Annotated in this window: 17 protein-coding genes; 5 read left to right on the forward strand and 12 right to left on the reverse strand. The window is 67.0% G+C overall.

Features of this window, described 5'->3' with window-relative positions:
- Positions 1–101: 101 nt before the first annotated feature.
- Positions 102–2,429 (forward strand): TonB-dependent receptor, encoded by a 2,328-nt coding sequence (locus ACP7AU_RS04415; protein ID WP_426050633.1) that lies wholly within the window; start codon positions 102–104, stop codon positions 2,427–2,429.
- A gap of 134 nt (positions 2,430–2,563) precedes the next feature.
- On the opposite strand, the gene ACP7AU_RS04420 is transcribed toward ACP7AU_RS04415, so the two are convergent.
- Complete coding sequence (locus ACP7AU_RS04420; protein ID WP_426050634.1) at positions 2,564–3,751, reverse strand: acyl-CoA dehydrogenase family protein; 1,188 nt, start codon at positions 3,749–3,751, stop codon at positions 2,564–2,566.
- Between the two features lie 134 nt (positions 3,752–3,885).
- Here ACP7AU_RS04420 and ACP7AU_RS04425 point away from each other — a divergent pair, with 134 nt between their 5' ends.
- Together ACP7AU_RS04425 and ACP7AU_RS04430 are read left to right on the forward strand one after the other, a co-directional pair.
- A complete protein-coding gene (locus ACP7AU_RS04425; protein WP_426050635.1) occupies positions 3,886–5,415 on the forward strand; it encodes a carotenoid oxygenase family protein in 1,530 nt (509 codons plus the stop codon).
- A 12-nt stretch (positions 5,416–5,427) separates the two neighbouring features.
- Entirely contained in the window at positions 5,428–6,645 is a 1,218-nt protein-coding gene (locus ACP7AU_RS04430) for an acetyl-CoA acetyltransferase (protein ID WP_426036598.1), read from the forward strand.
- Between the two features lie 144 nt (positions 6,646–6,789).
- Here ACP7AU_RS04430 and ACP7AU_RS04435 read toward each other — a convergent pair whose 3' ends face one another.
- The 9 genes from ACP7AU_RS04435 to ACP7AU_RS04475 form a co-directional block, all read right to left on the reverse strand.
- Complete coding sequence (locus ACP7AU_RS04435) at positions 6,790–7,251, reverse strand: PaaI family thioesterase (protein ID WP_426036600.1); 462 nt, start codon at positions 7,249–7,251, stop codon at positions 6,790–6,792.
- Positions 7,248–8,201, reverse strand: coding sequence for an NAD(P)H-dependent flavin oxidoreductase (locus tag ACP7AU_RS04440; protein ID WP_426036602.1), 954 nt, complete (start codon positions 8,199–8,201; stop codon positions 7,248–7,250). Before ACP7AU_RS04440 ends, ACP7AU_RS04435 begins: the two co-directional genes overlap by 4 nt.
- The gene (locus ACP7AU_RS04445; protein ID WP_426050636.1) at positions 8,198–9,913 is read right to left on the reverse strand and encodes a class I adenylate-forming enzyme family protein; all 1,716 of its coding nucleotides are present in this window, start codon (positions 9,911–9,913) and stop codon (positions 8,198–8,200) included. The genes ACP7AU_RS04440 and ACP7AU_RS04445 overlap by 4 nt, the downstream gene beginning before the upstream one ends.
- On the reverse strand, positions 9,910–11,397 hold the full coding sequence (locus tag ACP7AU_RS04450; RefSeq protein ID WP_426050637.1) for a class I adenylate-forming enzyme family protein: 1,488 nt from the start codon (positions 11,395–11,397) through the stop codon (positions 9,910–9,912). Before ACP7AU_RS04450 ends, ACP7AU_RS04445 begins: the two co-directional genes overlap by 4 nt.
- Positions 11,394–12,620, reverse strand: a complete 1,227-nt coding sequence (locus ACP7AU_RS04455; RefSeq protein ID WP_426036608.1) for a thiolase family protein — start codon at positions 12,618–12,620, stop codon at positions 11,394–11,396. Before ACP7AU_RS04455 ends, ACP7AU_RS04450 begins: the two co-directional genes overlap by 4 nt.
- On the reverse strand, positions 12,617–14,305 hold the full coding sequence (locus ACP7AU_RS04460) for an aldehyde dehydrogenase family protein (protein ID WP_426050638.1): 1,689 nt from the start codon (positions 14,303–14,305) through the stop codon (positions 12,617–12,619). Before ACP7AU_RS04460 ends, ACP7AU_RS04455 begins: the two co-directional genes overlap by 4 nt.
- Positions 14,305–15,453: an acetyl-CoA C-acyltransferase gene (locus ACP7AU_RS04465; protein WP_426036612.1), complete on the reverse strand. Its 1,149-nt coding sequence runs from the start codon at positions 15,451–15,453 to the stop codon at positions 14,305–14,307. Before ACP7AU_RS04465 ends, ACP7AU_RS04460 begins: the two co-directional genes overlap by 1 nt.
- Positions 15,454–15,475: 22 nt before the next feature.
- Entirely contained in the window at positions 15,476–16,942 is a 1,467-nt protein-coding gene (locus ACP7AU_RS04470; RefSeq protein WP_426050639.1) for a carotenoid oxygenase family protein, read from the reverse strand.
- A gap of 65 nt (positions 16,943–17,007) precedes the next feature.
- Positions 17,008–17,910: an SDR family NAD(P)-dependent oxidoreductase gene (locus ACP7AU_RS04475; RefSeq protein WP_426036616.1), complete on the reverse strand. Its 903-nt coding sequence runs from the start codon at positions 17,908–17,910 to the stop codon at positions 17,008–17,010.
- 116 nt (positions 17,911–18,026) lie between these two features.
- Here ACP7AU_RS04475 and ACP7AU_RS04480 point away from each other — a divergent pair, with 116 nt between their 5' ends.
- On the forward strand, positions 18,027–20,240 hold the full coding sequence (locus ACP7AU_RS04480) for a TonB-dependent receptor (RefSeq protein ID WP_426050640.1): 2,214 nt from the start codon (positions 18,027–18,029) through the stop codon (positions 20,238–20,240).
- Positions 20,241–20,246: 6 nt separating this feature from the next.
- Here ACP7AU_RS04480 and ACP7AU_RS04485 read toward each other — a convergent pair whose 3' ends face one another.
- Entirely contained in the window at positions 20,247–21,203 is a 957-nt protein-coding gene (locus ACP7AU_RS04485; protein WP_426050641.1) for a winged helix-turn-helix transcriptional regulator, read from the reverse strand.
- Between the two features lie 128 nt (positions 21,204–21,331).
- Between ACP7AU_RS04485 and ACP7AU_RS04490 the strand changes: the two genes are divergently transcribed.
- Positions 21,332–23,167: an AMP-binding protein gene (locus ACP7AU_RS04490; protein ID WP_426050642.1), complete on the forward strand. Its 1,836-nt coding sequence runs from the start codon at positions 21,332–21,334 to the stop codon at positions 23,165–23,167.
- A gap of 145 nt (positions 23,168–23,312) precedes the next feature.
- Here the strand turns inward: ACP7AU_RS04490 and ACP7AU_RS04495 are convergent, their stop codons facing one another.
- Entirely contained in the window at positions 23,313–24,266 is a 954-nt protein-coding gene (locus tag ACP7AU_RS04495) for a DUF6999 family protein (protein ID WP_426036906.1), read from the reverse strand.
- Position 24,267 lies beyond the last annotated feature (1 nt).

The raw sequence follows: 24,267 nt of genomic DNA on the forward strand, positions 1-24,267 counted from the left end.
AGTCGGTCTGATTACAAAAGCTATTTGACAGTCTCAATTCGCCAGTTACACATTGTCACCAGAAGCACCTCGGCTAACGGGGGCTCATGGGAGGATTGGGCGTGAATATCAGAGGCACAGTCAGCGTATCCGCATTGCTCATCGCCGCGACGCTTTCCGCGACGCCGACCCTGGCCCAGACCGCCCCTGCCGGTCAGGAGGCGACGGTCGTCGATGAGATCATCGTCACCGCCACACGGCGGGCGCAGCGTCTGATAGAGGCGCCGGTCGCCGTGACCGCCGTCAGCGGCGAGCAGCTGGAGAACTCCGGCATCAGCGACATCCGTGAGTTGGCCAGTCTGGCCCCCAGCGTTCAGTTCCAGACGCCCGGCGGCGGTGCGGACTCCTCGATCCGCATCCGGGGCGTGGGCACCACCTCGACCAATCCGGGCCTGGAATCCTCCGTCGGTGTCATCATCGACGGCGTCATCAGGGCCCGAACGGGGGTCGCTCTTTCGGAATTGGGCGACCTTCAGGGCATCGAGATCCTCAGGGGCCCGCAGGGCACCCTGTTCGGGCGGAACACCTCGTCAGGCATCATCAATGTCACAACGAAACAGCCGGATTTCAACGGTATCAGCGGCAACATCACCGGGTCCTACGGCAACTTCAACGATCGCCGGATCTCGGGCGCCGCGAACTTCCCGCTGGTCGACGATGAACTGGCCCTGCGCATCGAGGGCAGCTACGAGCTGCGTGACGGCTTCCATTCAGATGCCAACTCGGGCGAGAGCTTGGACAATCTCGACCGCCAGTTCGTGCGCGGCAAGCTGCTGTGGCGTCCGTCCGAGACCCTGAGCTGGACCTTCGCGGCCGACTACACCAACCGCAATGAGAACTGCTGCGTGGCGCTTCTGGCCATCGCCGGCCCGACCTACAATCTGGTCAACCAGCTGGCGGCCGCGCGCGGCGGCATCGGCTACCCCTCGACCAATCCGTTCGACCGGCGCGCCTCCAAGAACAACATCCGCCAGAACCAGGAGGACATCGAGGATATGGGCGTGTCCGCCTCGGCCGAGTGGGATCTGGGCTGGGCGAAGCTGAACTCGGTCAGCGCTTTCCGCAGCTGGGAAGCCTTCCGCTCCCAGGACTTCGACCACTCGGGCGCCGACCTCGGGTTCTTTGCGCCCGACGGCCTGCACCAGAAATTCGACGTTCTGACCCAGGAGCTGCGTATACAGGGTGAAAACGGCCGTCTCGACTGGCTGGTGGGCCTGTTCTACTCCGACGAGACGGTGCTGAACGACAGCGCCTTCCGGATGGGCGCCGACTATCCGCTGATCTACGGCGGCGCGGCGACCTTCCAGGCCTCGACCCTGGCGGCATTCAAGCCCGGCGACGGCGCGCGGGGCATCGGCGAGCAGAGCGGACAGGACATCTCCCTGTTCACCCACAACGTCTTCCGCGTCACGGATGCGCTCAGCATTACTGCAGGCCTGCGCTACACGCAGAACGACAAGGAGATCAGTTACCGGGGCGAGAACTTCAACCCGGCCTGCGACAGTGCCGTCCGCACCAGTGACGCCGCCGGCATTACCCGGTTCTGCGCTCCCTTCTGGGACACGCGCCTGAACCCCTCGGGCGACACGGACGCGCGCACCGAAGAGGCCACGACCGGAACGGTGAACATCGCCTATCGGGTCAGCCAGTCGCTCAACACCTATGCGTCCTACTCGCGGGGCTACAAGTCTGGCGGCTACAACTTCGACCGCGCCGCCTTCACGACCCCGGCGACGCCCAACGCCGCCGACCTTGCTTTCGTCGAGGAGACGGTCGACGCCTATGAGATCGGCATCAAGGGCGAGTTCTTCAATCGCTCGCTGCGCGCCAACTTCGCCGCCTTCCACCAGACGTTCGAAGGCTTCCAGCTGATCGAGTTCACGGGCGTCAGCTTCGTGGTCCGTTCGCTGGCCGAGGTCATCACCAAGGGCGCCGAGCTGGAAGTCACCTGGGAGCCGACCCCCGGCCTGACCCTGACCAACGGTCTCAGCTATACGGACGCCTACTATCCGACGAACGTACTGAACCGTCAGTATTCCGGCCGGGAGCTGGAGCAGTCGCCGGACTGGGTCAACGTCTCGTCGGTCACCTGGGAGTTCCCGATCGGCGACAGCCTGACCGGGGTCGCCTATGCCGACGCCCGCTACTCTTCCGAGTTCTTCACCGGCGGGTTCGACCCGAACCGCGTACAGGACAGCTTCACCACCGCCAACGTCCGCTTCTCCCTGCGGGACGCGAACGAGGCCTGGCAGCTGGACGTCTTCGCCCGGAACGTCTTCGACCAGGACTACTATCGCCGCGTGATCCCCGCGACCTTCCAGGCGGGATCCTACTCGGCCTTCCTAGGCGACCCCCGCACCTACGGGGTCACCCTGCGGCGCAACTTCTGAGCCGCTTCTTCCCGGGTTTTCCTGACCTGAGACACCTGGGCCCCGCTGTGTGAGCAGCGGGGCCTGTTTTTTGGGTGCGGATCACTAAGCGGTGGTTTCCCTCCCCTGCAGGCGGAGGGAGAACCAGCGCGACGTCAGAACCCCATCTGCTTCGCCGCCAGGTCGCGCAGGATCTCTTCCGAACCCCCGCCGATGACGAAGATGCGGGCCTCGCGATAGATGCGTTCGACCCGGTTGCCGCCGGTGTAGGCGCGGCCGCCGAGAACCTGCAGGCTCTCACGCGCGCAGTGCTCCAGCGTCATCGTCGCCTGGACCTTCAGCAGGGCCAGATCCGCGACCGGAACCTCTCCACGGCCGAAGCGCCAGACCAGGATATCGAGCATGGCGTAGGCGACCTTGATGCGCTGGACCATGTCCACGATCTTGTGGCGCATGACCTGGTGGTCGATCAGCCGTTTGCCAAAGGTCTGGCGCTCGCGAGCGAAGGCGATGGCCTCGGCGACGCAGGTCCGGGTCATGGCGAGGGTGGCGGCGATGCCGGAGAACCGCTCGATGTTGAACTGGCTGGCGAGGCCGGCGAATCCCCGGTTCTCGACGCCGACCAGATTGCTCACGGGCACTTCGACGTTGTCGAAGTTCAGCCAGCCGTTGTTTCGGTTGTACCATTGCAGGCCGGGCAGGGAGCCGCGTGTCACGCCCGGCCGATCCGTCTCGATCAGCAGCATCGACAGGCCGCCCATGCCCGGGCCGCCGGTGCGAACCGCCGTCAGCAGAAAGTCGGCCTTCATGGCGCCGGAGATCAGGGTCTTGCCGCCGTTGACAACGAAGACGTCGCCCTTGCGCTCAGCGGTCGTCGTGAAGCCCGACACGTCGGACCCGCCGCCGGGTTCGGTAACAGCGAAGGCAATTTTCTTGTCCCCGGCCAGCACGGGCCGGGCGACGCGGCCCAGCATTTCGGGCGTTCCGCCATTGATGATGGGCGGCAGGGCGATCCAGGGCGTGGCGAGGTCGGCGAAAACCACGCCTGAGCCCATGCGGAAGAACTCCTCGGCGAAGATGATCCGATGCCACAGGTCGACGTTCTCGCCGGTGCCGCCCAGGTCGTCACGGAAGCCCATGCCGCTGATCCCTTCCCGGGCGGCGTCGTTGTAGAGGCTGTCGGGGAAGTCGGAGACCGCGTCCCATTCGTCCAGATGCGGCGCGATATAGCCGTTCACGAAGCTGCGCAGTTTGCTCCGCCAGGCGTCATGCTCCGGCGTCATGAAGGGGCTGGGCGGCCTTAGGCCGTCAAAATCGAGCGCGGGCGGGGTATGATCGGCCATGGTCGTTTCCCTCAACTGCCGGCGTGTCCGGCATCGCTTTCACTTTCATACTAATCCCCCCTCGCCATCCGCCGCAAGCATGGTATGCTAACGCAACCCACTGGGCGACGGCCCGGCGGCTTGAGGAGCGACCGATGGGACTGGAACAGACGGGCGAGGCCCGCACATCCTTCAAGGACGGCGTCGCACAGACGCCGTTGAAGGTCACACTGACCGACCGCGAGCATCCCTATATGCAGGGCGCCTGGACGCCTCAGCACTATGAGCACACTGCCGACGACATGCAGGTCATTGGGGTGATCCCGACCGATATCGACGGCGTCTATGTGCGCAACACCGAAAACCCGGTGCATCAGCCTCTCGGCCGCTATCATCCTTTTGACGGCGACGGCATGCTGCATGCGATCTCGTTCAGGGACGGCAAGGCCAGTTATCGCAACCGCTTCGTCCGCACCAAGGGCTTCGAGGCGGAGCAGGAGGCGGGTCGCGCCCTGTGGGCCGGTCTGGCCGAGCATCCGTCGCTGTCCGAGAAGCCCGGCTGGGGCGCTCACGGGGGGCTGAAGGACTCGTCCTCGACCGATGTCATCATTCACGCCGGCGCCATCCTCTCGACCTTCTACCAGTGCGGCGAGGCCTATCGGATCGATCCCTACACGCTGGAGCCGATGGGTACGGACGGCTGGTGCCCGCCGGAGGGTATCTCGGCCCACCCCAAGGTCGATCCGAAGACGGGCGAACTGCTGTTCTTCAACTATTCCAAGGCCGCGCCCTACATGCACTACGGCGTTGTCGGCGCCGATAATCGGCTGAAGCACCTCACACCCGTGCCCCTGCCCGGGCCGCGCCTGCCGCACGACATGGCCTTCACTACGAACTGGTCGATCCTCAACGACTTCCCCCTGTTCTGGGAGCAGGATCTGCTGCCAAAGGGCTTCCACGTCGCCCGCTTCCACGCCGACTTGAAGTCCCGCTTCGGCCTGGTTCCGCGCTTCGGCGGCGAGAACGACGTCCGCTGGTTCGAGGGCGACGCCACCTACGTCCTGCACTTCCTGAACGCCTGGGAGGACGGCGACACTGTCGTTCTGGACGGCTATTTCCAGGACAATCCGGTGCCCAAGACCAGTCCGGACGCCTGGCCCGGGCATGAGCGGATCATGACCTTCCTGGATCAGAACATGCTGGAGCCCAAGCTGCACCGCTGGCGCTTCAACCTGACGACGGGCGAGACGACGGAACAGCGGCTCGACGACCGGGTGCTGGAGTTCGGCATCATCAACAACCAGTTCGCTGGCGTGAAATACCGCTACGCCTATTCCGCGGTGTCCAGGCCCGGCTGGTTCCTGTTCACCGGACTGGTCAAGCACGACATGGATTCGCTCGAGAGCTGGGCCATCGACTTCGGGCCGGAACGGTATGGCTCGGAGCCCGGCTTCGCGCCGCGTGTCGGGGCGACCGAGGAGGACGACGGCTACCTGATCACCTATGTCACCGACATGATTGAGGACCGGTCCGAATGCGTCATCTATGATGCGCGCAAACTGGCCGACGGTCCGGTGGTGCGCATCATTCTGCCGGGGCGGATCTCCAGCGGCACCCATGCGACCTGGGAGCAGGGCGCGACCATCCGGGCCTCGAAGGAGATGCTGGCGGCCAAGGCAGCGTAAGGATAACCTGACATGACCTATATCCTCGGCGGCTGGCAGTCGGACTTCGCGCGCAACTATGCTCGCGAGGGGCTGGAGATCGGCGACGGCTTCGCGGAGGCTGTCCACGGCGCCCTGGCCGAGACCGGTCTGGAGCCCGAGGACATCGACGTGGGCCACGTCGGCAACTTCGTCGGCGACCTGTTCACCGGGCAGGGGATGCTGGGCGGCTTCTTCGCCATGGCCGACGAGCGGTTCACGGGCATGCCCGCCTCGCGCCACGAGGCCGCCTGCGCCTCGGGCAGTCTGGCCATCATGGCCGCCGCCGCCGATATCGAGTCCGGCCGCTACGGCACGGCCATGGTCCTGGGTCTGGAGATGATGCGCAATGTCCCCGGCGTGACGGCCGCCGAGCATCTGGGCGCTGCGGCCTGGGCCGGGCACGAATATCTGGACGCGACCTACGCCTGGCCACGCGCCTTCTCGGACCTGACCGAGGAATACGACCGCCGCTACGGCATCGACGAGGCGCACCTGCGTCGCATCTCGCAAATCAATTTCGAGAACGGCCGGCGCAATCCGAATGCCCAGACCCGCAACTACAGCTTCTCGAACGCCAGCTTCACCGACGACGACGAGGCCAACCCGGTCATTGAGGGCCGCGTCCGCAAGACCGACTGCGGCCAGGTCACCGACGGCGCCGCTGCGGTCATCCTGGCCTCACCCGAGCGCGCCGCTGAGTATGCCCGGAAACGCGGAATCCCGCTGGAGAGCATCCCCCGCATCAAGGGCTGGGGCCACCGCAACGCGCCGATCGACTACGGCCGCAAGATCAAGGCCAGCGAGGGCCAGCCCTATGTCTTCCCGCAGGTGAAGCGCGCCATCGACGACGCCCGCGCCCGGGCCGGTCTCGACCTGTCGGGCATCGACGCGGTGGAGACCCACGACTGTTTCTCCATGACCGAATATATGGCCATCGACCACCTGGGCCTGACCGCCCCGGGCGAGAGCTGGAAGGCGATCGAGGCCGGCGACATCGAGATGGGCGGGAAACTGCCGATCAATGCCTCTGGCGGGCTGATCGGCTGCGGGCATCCGGTGGGAGCCACGGGCGTGCGAATGGCGCTGGATGCCTTCAAGCAGACCACGGGTACGGCCGGCGACTATCAGGTCGAGGGTGCGAAGACCGTCCAGACCCTCAACATCGGCGGATCGACCACGACGACGGTCAGTTTCGTGGTGGGGGTTTAGGGCGCCCTGTTTCCGTGTATCTCCGCGAAGGCGGGACCAAGTGCTTTGGGCGATGGGACTCATCGCGTGCGCGTTGACCCGGATACCACGCACCGTGCTCTTGGCTAAAACCTGGGTCCACGCCTTCGCGGGGATGCACGGATGTTAGCGCACCGCCCGGATCGCGACGCCGACGGTCCCCTGAGCCACCACCAAGCCCTTATCAGAACGTACCTCTGCCGCGACCACGGCCTTGCGGTCGTCCCGATAGATGACCGTCCCCGTCGCCTCCAGCCGCGCTGTCTCGCTGGGCGCGGCGTTCAGGAACCGCATTGTCAGATCGCTCGTCACCAGGGTCTGGCCGGGCTTCAGAATGCTCATCACCGCCGCCCCGCCGGCCATGTCGATCAGGGCCGCCGTCACTCCGCCATGGACCAGGCCGATGAAGTTGGCGTGACCCGGGTCGATGTCGAGCGCCACCCGCACGAAGCCTTCGCGCGCCTCTACCGGATGCGCGCCCAGTCGCTTCAGGAAGCCGCCGACCCCGTCGCCCGCCGCCATCCAGCGCCGCAGCAGGTCCAGTCCGTCGAGGGTCGGATCCAGCAGGAACCGGACAGGTTCGCTCACGCCGCCCCGCGCAGGGCCGGACGCTTGGATGTCTTGCGTTCGAAGCGCTCGATTGCGGCGATGTACTCTCGCTCAAGCTGGCTGACGACGTCGGCGACCGGCTCCACGGCCTTGACCGACTTGACGCCCTGGCCGGCGGCCCAGATGTCGCGCCAGCGCTTGTTGTCGCCGCCGGATGCATAGTTGCGCTCGGCCGGGCCGCCCAGATTGTCAGGGTCGTGACCGGCGGCCGCCAGCGATGGCTTAAGCCAAGAGGCGGCAGTGCCGGTGACCGAGTCCGACACCACCAGATCGTCCGGCCCGGAGTCGATGACCATCTGTTTGTAGGCCGGCTGGGCCATGCTCTCGGTCGTCGCAAGGAAGCGGGTGCCCATGTAGACGAAGTCCGCCCCGGCCGCGACCGCTCCTGCGATCCCGGCCCCGTCGCCCACGCCGCCGCCGACCGCGATATAGCCGTCAAAGAACTCACGCACCGCCGAGATGAAGGCGAAGGGCGACAGGTGCCCGGTGTGTCCGCCCGCGCCCGCGCTCACACAGGTCAGACCGTCGACCCCGGCAGCTGCAGCCTTCTTCGCCAAGGTCATGGAGATGACGTCGGCGAACACCAGCCCGCCGTAGGCCTTGACCGTCTCCATCACCGGCTTCGGCGACCCCAGGGCGGTGATCACGACTGGCGGCTTGTACTGAGCCACCAGGCGCAGATCCTCGGCCAGACGCGCATTCGTCGAATGTGTGATCAGGTTGGCGATCCAGGGCGCGTCGCCGGGCTTCAGGGCTCCGGTGATCCGGGCCATCCAGCCATCAAGGTCCTCGACCGTGCGGCAATTGGTGGTCGGGAAGGCCCCGCCGATCCCGGCCTTGCAGGCGGCGATGACCATCTCTGGTCCAGAGACCAGGAACATGGGCGCGGCGAAGACGGGGAGGCGAAGCGTGTCGAAGGGGGGGGTCATACGGTCTCGGTCTGGTTGAAGGCAGCGCGCAGGTCGCGTTTCAGCACCTTGCCCACCGGATTGCGGGGCAGGGCGTCCAGCGTTTCCAGCCGCTCGATCTGCTTGTAGACGGCGACCTGACGCTCGACGGTGAGGAAGCGATTGATCTCTTCCATCGTCGCCGTCTGGCCTGGCCGATAGACGACGAAGGCCGCCAGACGCTCGCCCAGGTTCGCGTCGGGCGAACCGACCACGGCGGCCTCGGCGATCGCCGGATGGGCGACGAGATGGTTCTCGATCTCCTCGGAAGAGATGTTCATCCCGCCCCGGATGACGATGTCCTTCAGCCGGCCGACGAACTTCAGATACTGCAGCCGGTCGCCGGCCAGTTCGAACAGGTCGCCGGTGCGGAACCAGCCATCCTTTTCGAAAGCCCGGGCATTGATCTCCGGAGCGCGCCAGTAGCCCGAGAAGATGGTCGCGCCCTTGACCCGCAGCTCGCCGGGCTGGCCCGATTGAGTGATCTCCCGCTCCGTCTCCGGATCGACCAGCCGGGTGAAGATCCGGTCATGGAGCAGGCAGTTCCATTTGAACCCGTCGCCCAGGCGCGGAAACAGGGTGGCGCGCTCGGCCGGGTCCGGAATGTCCTTCAGAGCGCTGGGGAAGGAGGCCCCTTCGTTGGAGCCGAAATAGTTGACGATCTGCACGCCGTGCTTCTCGTGGAAGGTCCGCACCATCCATTCCGACAGGGGCGCAGAGCCCGAGCCGATGGACTTCAATCGTTTGAAATCGATGCCCTCCAGCAGCGCCTCGTTCTGCAGCAGCAGGTTCAGCACGGCGGGCGGGGCGACGGTGTAGTCGATCCTCTCCTCGCGGATCTGGCGCAGCAGGATCTGCAGGTCGAACGGCTGGTGCTGGATCAGCACGCCGCCCAGCAGAAGCCAGCCGACGAAGGCCGTCGAGATGCCGGCCATATTGACCATGGGGAACGGGTTCAGAAGCCTCGCCCCCGGCTCCAGGTCCGCTGCGTCGATGACGCCGGCGCCCATGATGATCCATTCGTTATGGCTGCGGGGCACGCCCTTCGGCTGGGCCTCGGTGCCGGACGTCCAGCAGATGGTGACAATGTCATCGGCGGTGATGCGGGCGTCCCTGGCCGCCTTCTGCGCCGCGCGGTGCTGTTTGCCGGTGACCCCGTCCATCAGGGGTTCGAGATCGAGCGCGCCGGCCGGACAGGTCTCGCCCAGGACGAAAACGGTCTTCAGCGTCGGGCAGCGGGCCTTGAGCGCGACGATCATCTGGCCGTGCTGCTGCTTCCCGATCCGGTCGGCGGTGATCGCGGCGACGGCATCGGTCCGGTCGATGATGTAGGCCAGCTCGCTCTGGCGGTACTGGACCGGGGCCGGGCTGGCGATCACGCCGAGACGCAGACAGGCCAGATAGGCGATGCTGAGTTCGGCGATATTGGGCAGCTGGATGACCACGACCTTGTCCTTGGTGATCCCATGCGCGACCAGGACGGCCGCCAGCCGATCGACGGCATGGGCGGTTTCGCGCCAGGTCAGGCGGTCGGGCTGGCCGCCGACGACATCGGCTGCGTTCAACGGATCGACCAGAGCCTCGATGTCAGGATGGGCGGCGACATGTTTCTGGAACAGGTCGTCCAGGGTCTGGTCGCCCCACCAGCCCTTCGACTTCATCTCCTTGATGCGGTCCTTCGGGATCACGATCATGGGACGGTCTCCAGCGTCTTGGATTGGCTTCGGCGGCACAGGGCGCGGACGTCGTCTCGCACCACCTTGCCGACCGGATTGCGGGGCAGGGCGTCCAGCAGGTGCAGCCGCTTGGGCGTGCGCACCGGGCCCATCCGGTCCCGGACGAAGGCGGTGATGGCGGCGGCGTCCGCATCGGGGGCTACAGAGACCGCCGCCTCCAGACGCTCGCCCCAGACGTCGTCGGGCTCGGAAAAGGCGCACGCCTCGCGCACCATCGGATGCAGGTTCAGCGCCGCCTCGACCTCGCCCGGATAGACATTGTAGCCGCCGGTAATGATCAGGTCCTTGGACCGGCCGATGAGATTCAGCAGACCGTTGTCGTCGATCCGGCCGATGTCTCCTGTCTTCAGCCAGCCCTCAAGGCGCAAAGCCGCCGTCAACTCGGGCGCGTCCAGATAGTGGGTCCGGGTCAGGTCGCCGCCGACCACGATCTCGCCCTCGCCCCGCTCGATCAGATCTCCGTTGGCCGTCAGCAAGCGGACGGGCGTGTCCGCGAATGGCCGTCCGACGCTGGCCCTCTTATCGGGATCGGCCATCTCCGCGGGCGACAGTCCGGCGATAGTCATGGGCGCCTCGGTCTGGCCGTACAGGGTGGAGACGACGGGGCCGAAACGGGCGATAGCCTGGGCGATCCGGTCCGGCGACATGGGCGCGGCGGAATAGGTCAGGTGGCGCAGGCGGGGGAAGTCGTCGGGCTGGAACTCGGCCTCGCCCATCAGCAAGGCGATCAGGGTCGGCGGCATGAAGACGGTGGTCACCCTCGTCTTGAGCTCGGTCAGTATCGCCGCGCGGTCGGGTTCGGCCAGCAGGATGTGCGCTCCGCCCGCCGCCAGCACCGGCAGGACGTAGTGCGATGACCCGTGGGTCAGGGGCGCGACGGCCAGGTTCATGTCGCCGGCAGTGAAACCGTAGAAGTCGGACAGCGAGCGCAACGCCGCCGCGCCGCTGGCCTGGCTCTGGACAACGCCCTTGGGCACGCCGGTGGAGCCGCCGGTGAACTTCAGGGCGAACGGCGCGTCGGGATCATCCGTGATCGGAGGCGGCGTCGCCGCGCCCAGGCCATCCAGCCAGGTCTCCAGCGACAGGGGGTTGGCTGAGGCGCCGGCGGACTCGCTCGATGCGGCGTCGATCAGGGTCAGGGCGAGATTCGCGCGCGCCTGGAAGTCGCTGTTCAAACGGGCGCCGTTGCGGGGATTGAGCGGCGTCCACACCGCGCCGGCCCGGAGGATGGCCAGATAGGCCACGACGTGGCGCCAGCTGTTCCGCGCGCACAGTCCGACACGGTGGCCCGGTCCGACGCCGCGCGCCGCCAGATCGCCGGCCGCCGCCTCGACCTGTGAGATCAATTCGCTGTGGGTCAGGGTCACATCGCCATCGAACAGGGCGGGACGATCGGCCTTGGCGGCCCGGTTGTCATAGAGGGCGCGGATCGGGTGGATCATGCCGCCCGCTCCAGAATGGTCACGACGGTCGCGGCTTCCTCGACGCCGAGGAAGCCGCCGCCGTTCTCGGCCGCAGCGATGCGCGCCCCCTCGACCTGCCGCGCCCCGGCCTCGCCGCGCAACTGGGTGGCCAACTCGAACAGCTGGGCGATCCCGGTCGCCCCGACCGGATGCCCCTTGGACACGAGACCGCCCGACGGATTGACCGGCGTCCGGCCGCCCAGGGCGAAGTCGCCTGCGCGAAGGCGGGCGCCGACGGTGCCCGGTTCGGCCAGACCCAGGTTCTCGATTTGCTGCACCTCGGCATAGGAGGTGGCGTCATGGACCTCAACGAGATCGACGGCGACCGGCCCGATGCCGGCCTGTTCGTAGGCCTTCGCCGCCGCGCGGCGGCCGATATGATTCTCGAGGTCGTTTGCCGCCCGGTCGCTGGCGCTGACGAGGACGCAGGCGCGCACGCGGACAGCCCGGCCCGGCCCGCACAGGCGCGCCAGACCGGCCGCCGAACAGACCACCGCCGCCGCCGCACCGTCGCTGACAGGGGCGCACATGGCGCGGGTGAAGGGGAAGACCACGGGCTTGTCGGCCAGGACCTGGTCGACCGTCATGGGCGTGCGGTACTGGGCGCGCTCGTTCAGGGCGCCGACGGTGTGGTTCTTGGACGCGATACGGGCGAAGTCTTCCTGGGTCGTGCCGTGGCGAGCCATATGGGCGCGGGCCTGGGCGGCATAGAGGTCCATGAACAGGCTGCGATCGGGCCCGGGGTCCTCGCCGCCCATCGACCGGATATAGGCGACGACCCCCTCGCGGTCGTGGATGTCCGTGCCGCCGGCGAAGGCCGCAGCGACGCGCTCGGGGCGGTCCGGCCAGACCATCTTCTCGACCCCGACGATCAGGGCGATATCGCCCGCGCCGGCCTTGATCCAGTGGATTGCCGAGAGGAGCGCCGTAGAGCCGGAGGCGCAGGCGTTCTCGACGTTCACGACCGGAATACCGGTCAGGCCCAGCGGCCGCAGGGCGATCTGGCCCCGTACCGTGTTCTGGCCCTCCAGCATCGGCTGGCGCGTGTTGGAGAACCAGGCCGCCTCGATGTCGCTGACGGCGGCGCCCGCGTCGGCAAGGGCCGCCTTCACGGCCTCGGCGGTCAGCGACTTGACGCTGTCGTCCGGCCGCTTGCCGAAGCGGGTCATCGAAATCCCGGCGATGAAGACGTCGCCGCTCACGCCCCGGGCCGTCTTCGTTGGACTATGCGGAAACGCGAAGCGACGAAGGCGAGGTCCGCGAGGCAGGCGTTGCCCGCCGGGTTCAGCCCCGTGACGTGATAGTCGCTGTAGGCGGCGGCGAAGTTGATCCACATCGCGCCGGTCAGGTTGATCGACAGGTTCGCTCCGGCGGCCTCGTAGGCGGGCGTGGCGCTGTCGATGAAATCCTCGTCGGTCGAATAGAGGTAGGACGAGATCGACCCCTTCGTCTTCGCCAGCCAGGTCGCCTCCATGACCGCCTCGCCGGCGTCCTTCCTTACCAGGAACAGGACCGGACCGAACCGTTCCTCCGCATACAGATCGCCGTGTTGGCCGTCCTCCACGGCGATGACCAGCGGGGTCAGGGTGCGGGCGGCCGGGAACTGCGGATGGGCGTAGGGTGCGGGTTCGCGGAGCGTCCGCACCCCGGCCAGGTCCGTGACGGCGGCGCGCGCCTCGGCCACGACCGTCAGGGACACCTCGCCCTGGATCGCGCCCATGATGCCGGCCGCCTGCGCGGGGTCGGAGGCGATGGCGTCGATCTCTTCGACGATGGCGGCGGACATGGGCTCGAACAGATCGGGCGCGATGTAGATCACCTGCGGGCTGGTGCACATCTGGGCCGAGAACAGGCTGGACGAACGGGCGACGGCGCGCGCGACGGCGTTGAGATCGGCGACACTCTCGATGACCACCGTGTTGACCCCGGCCGTCTCGGTGAACAGCTGCTTGCCGACGACGGTGCGTTCCAGATAGCCGCCGTAGCGGGGGCTGCCGGTGAAATCGATGATCTGCACGCGCGGGTCGTCGACCAGCGTCTGCGCGACCGGCTCTGTGAGGGTATCGGCGGCGAGCGTCACCAGGTTGGGGTCGAAGCCGAACTCGGCCAGGACCGCGCGGCTGGTCTCGACCACGATGGCCATGGGCAGGATGGCGATGGGGTGCGGCTTGACGATGACCGGATTGCCGGTGGCCAGGCTGGCGAACATCGCCGGATAGGCGTTCCACGTCGGGAAGGAGGCGCAGCAGATCACCAGCCCCACGCCGCGCGGGACCAGCACATAGGTCTTCCCCAGGGTGACCTGTTCACCGGCGAAGGTGCGGCGCCAGGTCGCCGACGGGGCCACATCGCGCATCGCCTTGGCAGCATAGGCGAGCGCCTCGACGCCCCGGTCCAGCGCATTGGGGCCGGAGCCGCTGAACGCCTGGGTATAGCTCTGGCCGGCGACATGCATGACCGCGTGGGCCATCTCGAAATTTCGGTCGTAGAGACGGGCTGCGATCTCCAGGCACAGGGCGATGCGCAGTTCGAAATCGGCCTCGCGCCAGTCGCCCATGGCGCTGACGGCCGAAGCGACCAGGGCCTCCGGATCGCTCTGCGGATAGCGGATGCCGAGCGGCTTCTGGGTAAAGGGCGAGACCTCCTCGCCGACCTCGCCGACGCCGCCGGGCTGGCCCAGGTCGAAGGCCGTGCCCAGACGCGCCTCGAACGCCGCCTTGCCGGCGCCCGGCTTGTCGGGGCCGTGGATCTTCGTGGACGGACTGTCGCTGTAGGGGCTCCAGCTCTTGCGGGTCTCGACCGCGTCGATGGCGCACGCCAGCGTCGGGGCATGGCGCGCGATCAGCGCACTGCGGCGGTCGTCCAGGCTGGTCGCGGACCCGTCCATCAGCCCAGTCGCTCGACAATCATCGCCGAGCCGACGCCCTGAGCTCCGTGCGCCACGACGATGCCGTAGCGTCCTTCGCAGGCGTCGAGCGCATCCAGCAGCGACGACAGCAGGATGGCGCCGGTCGCCCCCATCGGGTGGCCCTTGGCCATGTGGCCGCCGCCGACATTGACCTTGTCGGGGTCGACCTTTCGCTCGCGCATGAACTTGACGATGGTGACGGCGAAGGCCTCCATGAACTCGATCCGGTCCATGTCGTCGAGGCTCAGGTTCGCCCTGGCCAGCGCCCGGTCCATGGCCGTGAACCCGGCGGTCAGGGACGCGGCCGGGTCGCCGCCCGCCTCGGCATAGGCGACGATCTTCGCGCGCGCCCCGGCCGCCTCGCCGGTGACGATGGCGAGGCCGGCGCCGTCGCACATCGGCGGGGCGTGGGCGACGGTGTGTCGGTGGTCGATGACCCTGCCTTCTAGAGCCTCGGCATACTGTTCGCCCAGCGCGCCAAAGGCGGCGGGCATGGCGGCCAGGCTCTCGGCGGTGGTCGAGCCCCGGGCCGGTTCCTCCTTGTCGAGGCCGTTGAGCGGGATTCGGGATTTGACCAGCGGCGTGCCCTCGGCGGCGGCCGTCCTTTGCTGCGAGGTGAGGGCCGCGGCGTCCATCTCCTCGCGGCTGACGCCGAGGTCCTCTGCCAACCGGTCTGCGGCGATGACGACGGGGATGTAGCGGGTGCGCGGCGGGAAGCTGGCGTCCTCGTAGTAGTCGGCCTTGTCACCCATGAAAGGCACGCGCGACATCATCTCGACCCCGCCGGCCAGAGCGGTTTTCGCCCCGCCCGCCTCGACCATCTGCGCGGCCTGCCCGATCGCGGTCAGACCCGAGACGCAGTAGTTGTTGATCGAATAGGCATAGGCCTCGTCCGGCAGGCCGGCGTACATCTTGGACACCAGGGCGACGTTCGCGCCCTGCGCCCCGACCTGGCCGACGGCTCCCAGAATCAGGGCGTCGACCTTCCGCGCCGCGCCGCCGTTGCGGGCGTCGAGGGCGTCGATCAAACCGCCGATCAGCTCATGCGGCTTCATCGAGGCCAGGCCTCCGTCGGGGCGGGCCTTGGCGCGCGGCGTGCGCACGGCGTCCAGAATGTATGCGGTCACAAGCTACTCCCCGAGGTTCGGATCAGGACGCGATCTGGTCGCCGGGCGCCCAGGTTCCGTGGAATCCGGCTGGAACGCGGACGGGCAGGGGGATCCGTGCGATCGGGCCCTTGTCGAAGTCCTGGGCGTTCAGGACCTGAACCTCGGAGGTTCCGTCCGGCGCCGTGGCGAAGACCACAACATAGCCTTCGTCTTCGGAGGTCGATCCGACGCGGGGTGCGAACACGGGCTCGGACCCGCCGATGCCGCCGCCGAACTTGTATTCCTGCGCCTGACCGGTGCCGAGATCGTATTTCAGCAGACCATCGAACCGCTGCAGTTCCTCGGGCGCCATCGACACATGGTAGGACCATTGCGTCTTGGCGCCGGTGTGGTCGAGGTTGATCACCGGGAACTCGCCGATGCGGTCGTCGAGCTGGCGTTTCTTCACCTCGCCCGTGACCATGTTCATCCGCCACTCGACCGGCACGGCGTTCAGCGCCAGAACGTTGACCATCGAGGCGTAGGGGCCATAGGCCGGGTTCGGCGGGAAGCCGTTCGGCTGCATCATACAGGCGGTCATGACGACCTCGTCGCCGTCTTCCCAGGCATTGACGACGTGATAGATGTAGCAGGTGTCGGTCTCGAACCATTTGATCTGGTCGCCCCTGCCGTTCTTGGGCGCGACGCCGAACCGGGCCGGCTGATCGGCGACCTTGATCTGCCACATGTGGTTGCGCAGCCCGCCCTCGGTGAAGACCACCGGCAGGTCGTGCAGGATGACGTAGTTCTCGGTCAGCCCCATGTCATGCGGCAGGCGCGGACCGGGCAGGTCGACGCGCTGGAAGTTGGTCAGGACATCGTCCTTCGACACGACGCCCCAGGTCATCCAAGGCTCTGTCAGGGAATAGTCGAAGAAGCAGAACTCACCGGTCCTCGGATCGACCTTTCCATGGGCCGAGACGTGGCGTGACAGGCCGCCGCCGAAGGTCTCGTTGCCGAGCGTCTCAAGGGTGCGCGCATCGACCCGCACCGGCTTTCCGGAGATGTACCACAGGGCCATCAGCGAGCCGTTGTGGAAGACCAGGTCGGTGTTGGCCGTGTCCTTGTAGACAAGCTCGCCCCGCGTCGAATCCGGCCGCGACTTCGACGACGGCATCAGGACACCGCCGGCGCCGATCGCCTTGCCAGCCTTCTCGGCGCGATAGTCGTCGGTGCCGATATAGCGGTTGCGGTACTCCGCCTTGCCGTTCTCGAAATAGACGGCGTGGATCATGCCGTCGCCGTCGAACCAGTGGTGCATCCCCTCGGCCGCCTCATGTGGATTCGGGCCATTGCGGACGAAGGACCCGTGCAGATCCTTCGGGATCTCGCCGATGACCGGCAGTTCCAGCGCCGTCGTCTCGGCCGCGACGGGCTCGTACAGGCCCTGCAGATAGGGATTCAGGGTGTTAAGGCCGGTCAATTCGCCGGTCGAGATCCTGCGGGCTACGGCGGCGTCGTCGGCCATGGCTCAAGCTCCATCCATCCAGAAAGGCAAGTTACGCGCGGCGGTATCTTAACGCAAGTCAGGTCTCACGCCCCGGGAGGCGTGGCGGCCAGGAACTCCTCGAAAGCGGTGTTGCCGTCAGAGGGACGCGTCCAGCTCTCGACAGACATCATCGCCTCGCGGCCCGCGTTGAACCGTTCCAGCGGCATGTCCGGATCCCGCCCGAAATCCAGTCCCGGCCCCTCGATCCGATGTGCGGGCCGTACCTTGCCGGCCCCGGCGACCAGGGTCTCGCCGTTCAATTGACAACCTGCGCTGACCAGCCAGCTGACCACGGGCGCGACCAGTTCGGCGGGCATGGCTGCGGCGGTGGCGTCATTGACGTATTTCTCGGTCATGGCGGTCAGGGCGTAGGGCGCGACGGCATTGGCGTGGACGCCTTTGGACGCGCCCTCCAGGGCGATGACCCGCATCAGGCCGATCACTGCTGCCTTCGACGCCGAATAGGCCGCCATGCCGTGCACCCCGTGCAGCCCGGCCGCCGAGGTGGTCATCACGATTCGGCCCGCCCCTTGTTCGCGCATGTGCCGATAGATCGGCAGGGTCGCCGTCAGGGTTCCAAAAAAGTTGATGTCGAAGACGCCCCGCACCTGTTCGACGCTCTGTTTGTGCAGGCTCATCGCCTCGGGCACCCCGGCGTTGTTGATCAGCCCGTCGATGCGACCGAACCCGTCCAGCGCCGCCGCAAGGAGCCGGTCTCCGGCTCCGTCCTGCTCGACGGCCAGGGCGCAGGCCACAGCCTTGCCGCCCTCCGCGCGGATTCGGGCGGCCACCGCATCCGCTGAGGCCGGTTGGCCTTGAGCCCTGGGTCGGGTGTTGACCACCACACTCGCGCCCCGCGCCGCCAGATCCAGCGCATAGGCCAGACCCAGGCCGCGCCCTGCGCCCGTGACGATGACAACACGGTTCTCCAGCGATCGGTCGGCCATGAACTCTCCTCGCTCAACACTTGCGTAAAAGGACTTGCAAATCTGGTCTGTTGGCGCAAGCCTCTCGGTAGAGCTTCCGGCAACAGGGGGCCAATCATGGGAACGGGACCGCCAACATGAAGACCATCATCGGGAAGACCGCGTCCGCCGCCGTGCTGATTCTGGCCGCCGGCCTGGCTACGCCGACCTTCGCCCAAAGCACTGGAACGCCCGCACCGCAGGACGAGGCCGCCTCGCTGGACGACATCATCGTCACCGCCCAGCGTCGCGCACAGTCGCTGCAGGACGTGCCGATCGCCATCACCGCCTTCGACGCCGAGACGTTGGAGCGTACGGCGGCACAGGGCATCCAGGATGTGGCGTCCAAGGCGCCGGGCGTGACCCTGACCCAGTTCAATATCGGCGAGCCCCAGCTCTACATCCGCGGTGTCGGCACCACGAGCGACTCGGCCGCCAGCGACCCCTCCATCGGGGTCTCCATTGACGAGGTGTCCATCGGTCGAGCTGGAGCCAGTTCCCTGGCCTTCCTCGACATCGAGCGGGTCGAGATCCTGCGCGGGCCCCAGGGCACCCTCTACGGCCGCAACGCCTCGGGCGGCGCGCTGAACGTCTATACCCGCAAGCCCCAGCTTGAAGACACGACGATGGCGCTGCTGCGCTATGGCAGCTTCAACGAATGGGGCGGCGAGGCAGTGATCAACCGCATGATGGGCGAGGCTTCGGCCGCCCGCCTGGCCGTCCGCGTCAACTCCAACGACGGCTATGCCGAGAACGTACCCTCAGAGCGAGGGCTGGAGGGCGGCGACCAGTTCGGCGCGCGAGTCTCGCTGATGACCGAGGCCGGTCCCTGGACCCTCACCGGATCGGTCGATGTTTCTCGCGACCGGATGGACGGTCACGCCCGTATTCCGGTCACGACGTCGAGCACGGCTCCGGCCTTTGTCGCCCTCATTAACGGCCTTCGCACCGGGCTGGATGTTCGCCAGAGCTATTCCTCGCCCGACAACTATCAGGACCGCGACAACTGGGGCGCCACGGTGCGGGCCGAGTATGCTGCCGAGGCTTTCGACGTCGTCTCCCTGACCTCCTATCGCAACAACGAATACAGCTGGCGCGATAACCTGGGCGGGCTGCCGTTCCCGAACTTCCCGCTGATGGTCGATGACCGGGCCACAGAGGACGCCAGCCAGTTCAGCCAGGAGGTCCGCCTGGTTTCCAAGCCGGACTCAGCGGTCAGTTGGGTCGCCGGTGTCTACTACTTCAGCGAGGACGTGGACCGCTCGGAGCGCTTCATCGTCCAGGCCGCCCTGCCGATCGCGCCGCCATCGTTCGGCGGTGACACCACATTCAACCAGACGGCCGCGAACTCGAGCTACGCCGCCTTCGGTCAGGCGACCATTCCGTTCGCCAATATCTGGGAACTGACTCTCGGCGCCCGCTGGACCCATGACGAGCGCGAGATTCATCAGGTCGCCCTGGACAATGACCTTGGTCTCAACCCCCCCGTCGGCATCCCCCTGGGGCCGACCGGGTCCCCCTACAACGTCCGCGCTGAGGCCAGCTTCGAGGAGCCGACCTGGAAGATCGCCCTTGCGGTCGAGCTGTTCGACAACGTGCGCCTCTATGCCTCCTACGACCGGGGCTACAAGGCCGGGTCCTTCCCGTCAGGCGCCCAGACGGGCGTCCAGGCCGGCACGCCGCTGCGCTCGGAACTGCTCGACAACTACGAGCTCGGCCTCAAGTCGACTGTGATGAACGGCCGGCTGCGCTTCAACGCCGCTGCCTTCAAGCTCGAGTACGACGATCTGCAGGTCTATGAACTGCTGGGTCTAAACCTGGTCACGTCCAACGCCCAGGCCGAGGTCAATGGCTATGAGATCGAGAGCGCCTTCGCGGTCACGAACAACCTGACGATCGGCGGTTCCTACACCTCGCTGGATGCCCAGTTCACCTCGAACGCTGTCTCGGGCGCTTCGATCCTCCGCTACGACGGCCTGACCCTGCCGCGTTCGCCCGAGAGCCAGTACACCCTGTACGCCGACGGCGAGTGGGACATGTGGGGCGGCGAGCTGGCTGCCCGCATCGACTATCAATGGACGGACGACTTCTTCTTCGACCCGTCGAACAATCCTGAGGTCCGCTCGCCGGCCCACAGCCTGGTCGGCGCCTATGCGTCATGGGAGGCCGCGAACGGGGTGAAGATCGCCGTCTACGGCAAAAACCTGGGCGACGAGGAATACCAGCAGCACATCATCAAGAACGTCGGGGTGGGCTTCAGCGTCTTCGGTCCGCCACGCTCCTACGGCATCGCGATCAGCCGCAGCTTCTGATCGGACTCAGGCGGCGCTGGTCTCGACCGGCGCCGCCGCCTCGACCTCCCAGCGGATGTTGCGCGGGTCAATCTTCCGCCCGGTCGCGATGTCGCAGACCACTGCCGAGATCGGATCGCCCGTCCCGGTTTCGATCAGCCGCAGCGGCGAGCCGTCCGGGCACAGCCATCGCTCCGACCAGCCGTGCATGGCCATGATCATCGGATAGAGGTCGCGGCCTGCCTCGGTCAGCCGGTATTCAAACCGCGGCGGCGCCTGCTGATAGAGGCGCTTCTCCAGCACCCCCTGCAACACCATGGTTTTCAGCCGGTCGGCGAGGATGTTGGTCGCCACGCCCAGCGCTTCGTGGATTTCGTCGAACCGGCGCAGGCGGAAGAAGGCGGCGGCCAGCACGGCCCAGCTCCAGTAATCGCCCATGATGTCGGTCGAGCGATCGATGATCGCCCGGTCGGTCTCGATCGGCTGGGTACGACGCCGCCGCGAGGTCGGCGGGGCGATGGGGACCAGGCCCTCGCGTGCCTCCCAGCGGACGTGATGCGGTTCGATCGATCGACCGCCCTCATGGTCGAAGACCGCAGGCGTGACCCGCGCGCCCGTCTCCCTGTCGAAGAAGGCCATGGCGTAGCGTTCCTGCAGCGGCGAACGCGCCCATTTCCGCTCCCACTGACCCTGCATGACGGCGACCCCGAACATGTCGAGACCCATCTCGGTCAGCCGGTATTCCATCCGCGTCGCCGACCCCTTGGCCTCGCGCTGTTCCAGCAGGCCCGCCGCCGTCAGCCGGTTCAGCCGGTCGGTCAGGACGCTGCGCGGCATACCCAGCCGATCGCGCCAGTGCGAGAAGCGCCGCGCGCCATAGAAGGCCTCGCGCAGGATCAACTGGGTCCAGGCGTCGCCGGTAACGGCGAAGGCGCGGGCCACGGGATTGCCCATGATCAGGTTGCGGGTGGAAGGAAGCGTCACGCGGACTGGTCTTTGTCTTCAACCCGATCTGCGTTGGGCCGAGTCGATCCTAGCATCAGATCGCGCCACACGTCGCCCGTCGATAAATCCTTATTTGCAAGTGACTTTGCCGGGCTTAGGATCGCCCCATGATCGACACGCTTTCCGCCATCGACCTGACCGCCGCGCCCTGTCGCCCGGTGCGGTTCGGAGAGGTGGGGGTGGAGATCGAGCGTCGTCCCGACGGGGTGGTCATCGTCTCTGGCAGGGCACCGCTGAAACCCTACGACCCCAATTTGGCCGCTGCCTTCCGGCGTCATGCCGATGCGACGCCGGACAGGCTGTGGCTGGCGAGGCGAGAGGGTCCGGAGCGGGACTGGACCCGGTTGACCTACGGCGAAGGTTGGGCGCGCGTGGCTTCGGTCGCCGCCTGGCTCATGGTTCGCAGGGTGACCGCCGACCGGCCGATCCTGGTCCTGTCGGAAAATTCGCTGAACCACGCGGTCCTGATCTTCGCCGGAATGGTGGCGGGCGTCCCGGTCACCTCGGTCAGCGTCAACTATTCGTTGCTGTCGACCGACTTCGAGCGGCTGCGTCATGTCGTCGACCTGATCCGGCCAGGCCTGGTCTATGCGGAACAGGGCGGGCTCTTCGCCGCAGCCATCGCCGCCGTCGCACCCGATGACGCGATCATTGTCACCGCCGCGTCCGGGATTCCGGGCGCCGTCGACTGCAGCGAGGCTGTCGGCTTCCCGACGCCGGACCTGTCCGCTCACATCGCCGCCCTCGATCCGACGAAACCCGCCCGCTACCTCCTGACTTCCGGATCGACCGGACGGCCCAAGGCGGTGATCCACACCATGGCCATGGCGACGGGCAACACCCATTCGGGCTTCCAGGCCATGGGTGACGCCTTCGCCTGGGACCGTCAGGCGCTCGACTGGCTGCCCTGGAGCCACATCGCCGGCTCGTCGCTGATGACCAATATCACCTGCCTCGGCGGCGCCCTCTACATCGACGACGGGCGACCGATGCCCGGCAAGTTCGACGAGACGATCCGGAACCTGAAGGAGCTTCCGCTTCGCTACTACGGGACCATGCCGAACGGCTATGCGATGCTGGCCGATGCGTTGGAGGCCGATGGCGACTTCGCCCGCCGCTTCTTTACCGAGCTGCGCGCCATGTTGTTCGGCGGCGCGGGCCTGCCCCAGGCGCTGCATGACCGGCTGCAACGGATCGCGGTGCGCGCCACGGGACGGCGGTTCGTCTTCGTCTCCGGCTACGGCTCGACCGAGACCGGTTCGGCGATCAGCTACACCTGGTGGGAGGACACCCGCGTCGGCATCGGCCTGCCGGTCCCGGGTGCGGCGTTCAAGCTGGCGCCCTGCGACGGCGTCTATGAGGTGCGGGTCAAGGCACCGTCCGTCACGCCCGGCTATTTCGCAGACCCGGACCAGACCGCTGCGGCCTTCGACGAGGAGGGGTTCCTGCGCATGGAGGACCTCGCCGATTTCCACGACCGTGACCGGCCGGAGGGCGGCCTGTATTTCGCCGGCCGCCGTGCGGAACAGTTCAAGCTTATGAACGGCACCTTCGTCATCGCCGGTCGCCTTAGGGATTCCCTGCTCGGCCGGCTCGCCGGCGTGGTGCGCGAGGTCGTCATCTGCGGTGATGGCGAGGCCGAGGTCGCCGTCCTTGCCTGGGCTGATCCGGAGGGGCTCCGTCGCCTGACCGGCGGGGCGGACACCGGACACCCCGCCGTCGTGTCGGCCGTCGCCGGGGCGCTTGCCGCCCACAACCGCGACAATCCCGGCCAGTCCAGCCGTATCGGTCGTCTGCTGTTCCTCGCCGATCCGCCGGACCCCGAGGCGCACGAGGTCTCCGACAAGGGCTCGATCAACCGGCGGATGGTGCTGAACCGTCGGGCGGAGGATGTGGCGCGGCTGTTCGCCAACGCGGCTGTCTGCATCTCGCCAGCGCCCTAGATTTTCCGTGCATCCCCGCGAAGGCGGGGACCCAGGTTTCACCTGCACCTCGGTGCTCGGGATCGAGGTTTGCGCGCGCCGGGTGAAGGTCATCGCCCAAAGCCCTGGGTCCCCGCCTTCGCAGGGATGCACGGACTGACAGGGCCTACCCCAGCTCCGGTCCGCCCGTCGGGTCCCTCGGATCCAGCGGCAGCCCCGCCGCCTGTCTCGCCTTCAGCACTCGCAGCCAGCCGTGCATGGCCTCGCAGTCCAGACCGTGCATCATCAGCCGGAACCCCGCCTGCAGCGTCGACAGGGTCACCAGCGGGTGGCCGTTCTTGACGAAATGCATGTGGTAGTCGGTCCCGAGAATCCGCCCGATATAGATGCCGACGATTTCGTCCAGCTGCAGCGAATGGCTGGCCCGCATGAAGTCGGCGCGGGGCAGCATCAGGGCATACAAGGGGGTGTAGAACTCCACCGCCGTCTGGATGTCGATCCGATTCAGCAACCCGGTCGGGAAGGTCTCGAACGCCGGTTCGATGTCCGACAGCATGGAGAAGTCGACGCGCTCGGGTGGCGTGATCTCCTTGCCGGCGGCCCGCAGAGCCATGTTCAGCTCGATGATGAAGTTGAAGATGTTCAGGTCGTGCTGGAGGAAGACATTGTCCTCCAGGTCCTTCAGCGTCAGCGGCTTCAGCGGCACGGTCTTGACCATGGCCGGGTCGATCCCCGCATTGGCCTTCATGAAGGCCAGCAGCTCCGTCCCGACGTGGAAATGCCGCAGGATCAATGTGTTGCACTCGGGAGACCCGAAGGTTCGCAGGCCCCAGTGGATGGACTTGTGCAACAGGCCGTTCAGGTTCGGATACCTCGGCGAGATCGCCCGCAACACCTTCACGAGGCCGAAGAAGAGGAAGACCAGCGGCCGCGAGACCGGGAACAGCCAGCGCCGGGACCATGACCTCGCGCCGAGCAACAGCGCCCGCTTGGCCTGCGGATCGATCGGCAGGGAGTGGTCGAGATAGAGCGCCAGCCACGGGTCGGGATCGTTGGCGTCATAGCGGCGCGCGTCGAACGGATCGGTCTTCCACCCGGCCGTATCGCCGCCGTCGGACAGG

Origin of the sequence: Brevundimonas sp. SL161 (assembly GCF_049896985.1) — a bacterium.
In the GTDB taxonomy this organism is placed as follows: domain Bacteria; phylum Pseudomonadota; class Alphaproteobacteria; order Caulobacterales; family Caulobacteraceae; genus Brevundimonas.

Bases quoted from the DNA above. Each gene is read 5' to 3' on its own strand.
- ACP7AU_RS04420 (WP_426050634.1), bottom strand. From the start codon at position 3,751: ATGGCCGATCATACCCCGCCCGCGCTCGATTTTGACGGCCTAAGGCCG.
- ACP7AU_RS04425 (WP_426050635.1), top strand. From the start codon at position 3,886: ATGGGACTGGAACAGACGGGCGAGGCCCGCACATCCTTCAAGGACGGC.
- ACP7AU_RS04450 (WP_426050637.1), bottom strand. From the start codon at position 11,397: ATGATCCACCCGATCCGCGCCCTCTATGACAACCGGGCCGCCAAGGCC.
- ACP7AU_RS04445 (WP_426050636.1), bottom strand. From the start codon at position 9,913: ATGATCGTGATCCCGAAGGACCGCATCAAGGAGATGAAGTCGAAGGGC.
- ACP7AU_RS04480 (WP_426050640.1), top strand. From the start codon at position 18,027: ATGAAGACCATCATCGGGAAGACCGCGTCCGCCGCCGTGCTGATTCTG.
- ACP7AU_RS04430 (WP_426036598.1), top strand. From the start codon at position 5,428: ATGACCTATATCCTCGGCGGCTGGCAGTCGGACTTCGCGCGCAACTAT.
- ACP7AU_RS04460 (WP_426050638.1), bottom strand. From the start codon at position 14,305: ATGGACGGGTCCGCGACCAGCCTGGACGACCGCCGCAGTGCGCTGATC.
- ACP7AU_RS04470 (WP_426050639.1), bottom strand. From the start codon at position 16,942: ATGGCCGACGACGCCGCCGTAGCCCGCAGGATCTCGACCGGCGAATTG.
- ACP7AU_RS04490 (WP_426050642.1), top strand. From the start codon at position 21,332: ATGATCGACACGCTTTCCGCCATCGACCTGACCGCCGCGCCCTGTCGC.
- ACP7AU_RS04475 (WP_426036616.1), bottom strand. From the start codon at position 17,910: ATGGCCGACCGATCGCTGGAGAACCGTGTTGTCATCGTCACGGGCGCA.
- ACP7AU_RS04440 (WP_426036602.1), bottom strand. From the start codon at position 8,201: ATGACCCCCCCCTTCGACACGCTTCGCCTCCCCGTCTTCGCCGCGCCC.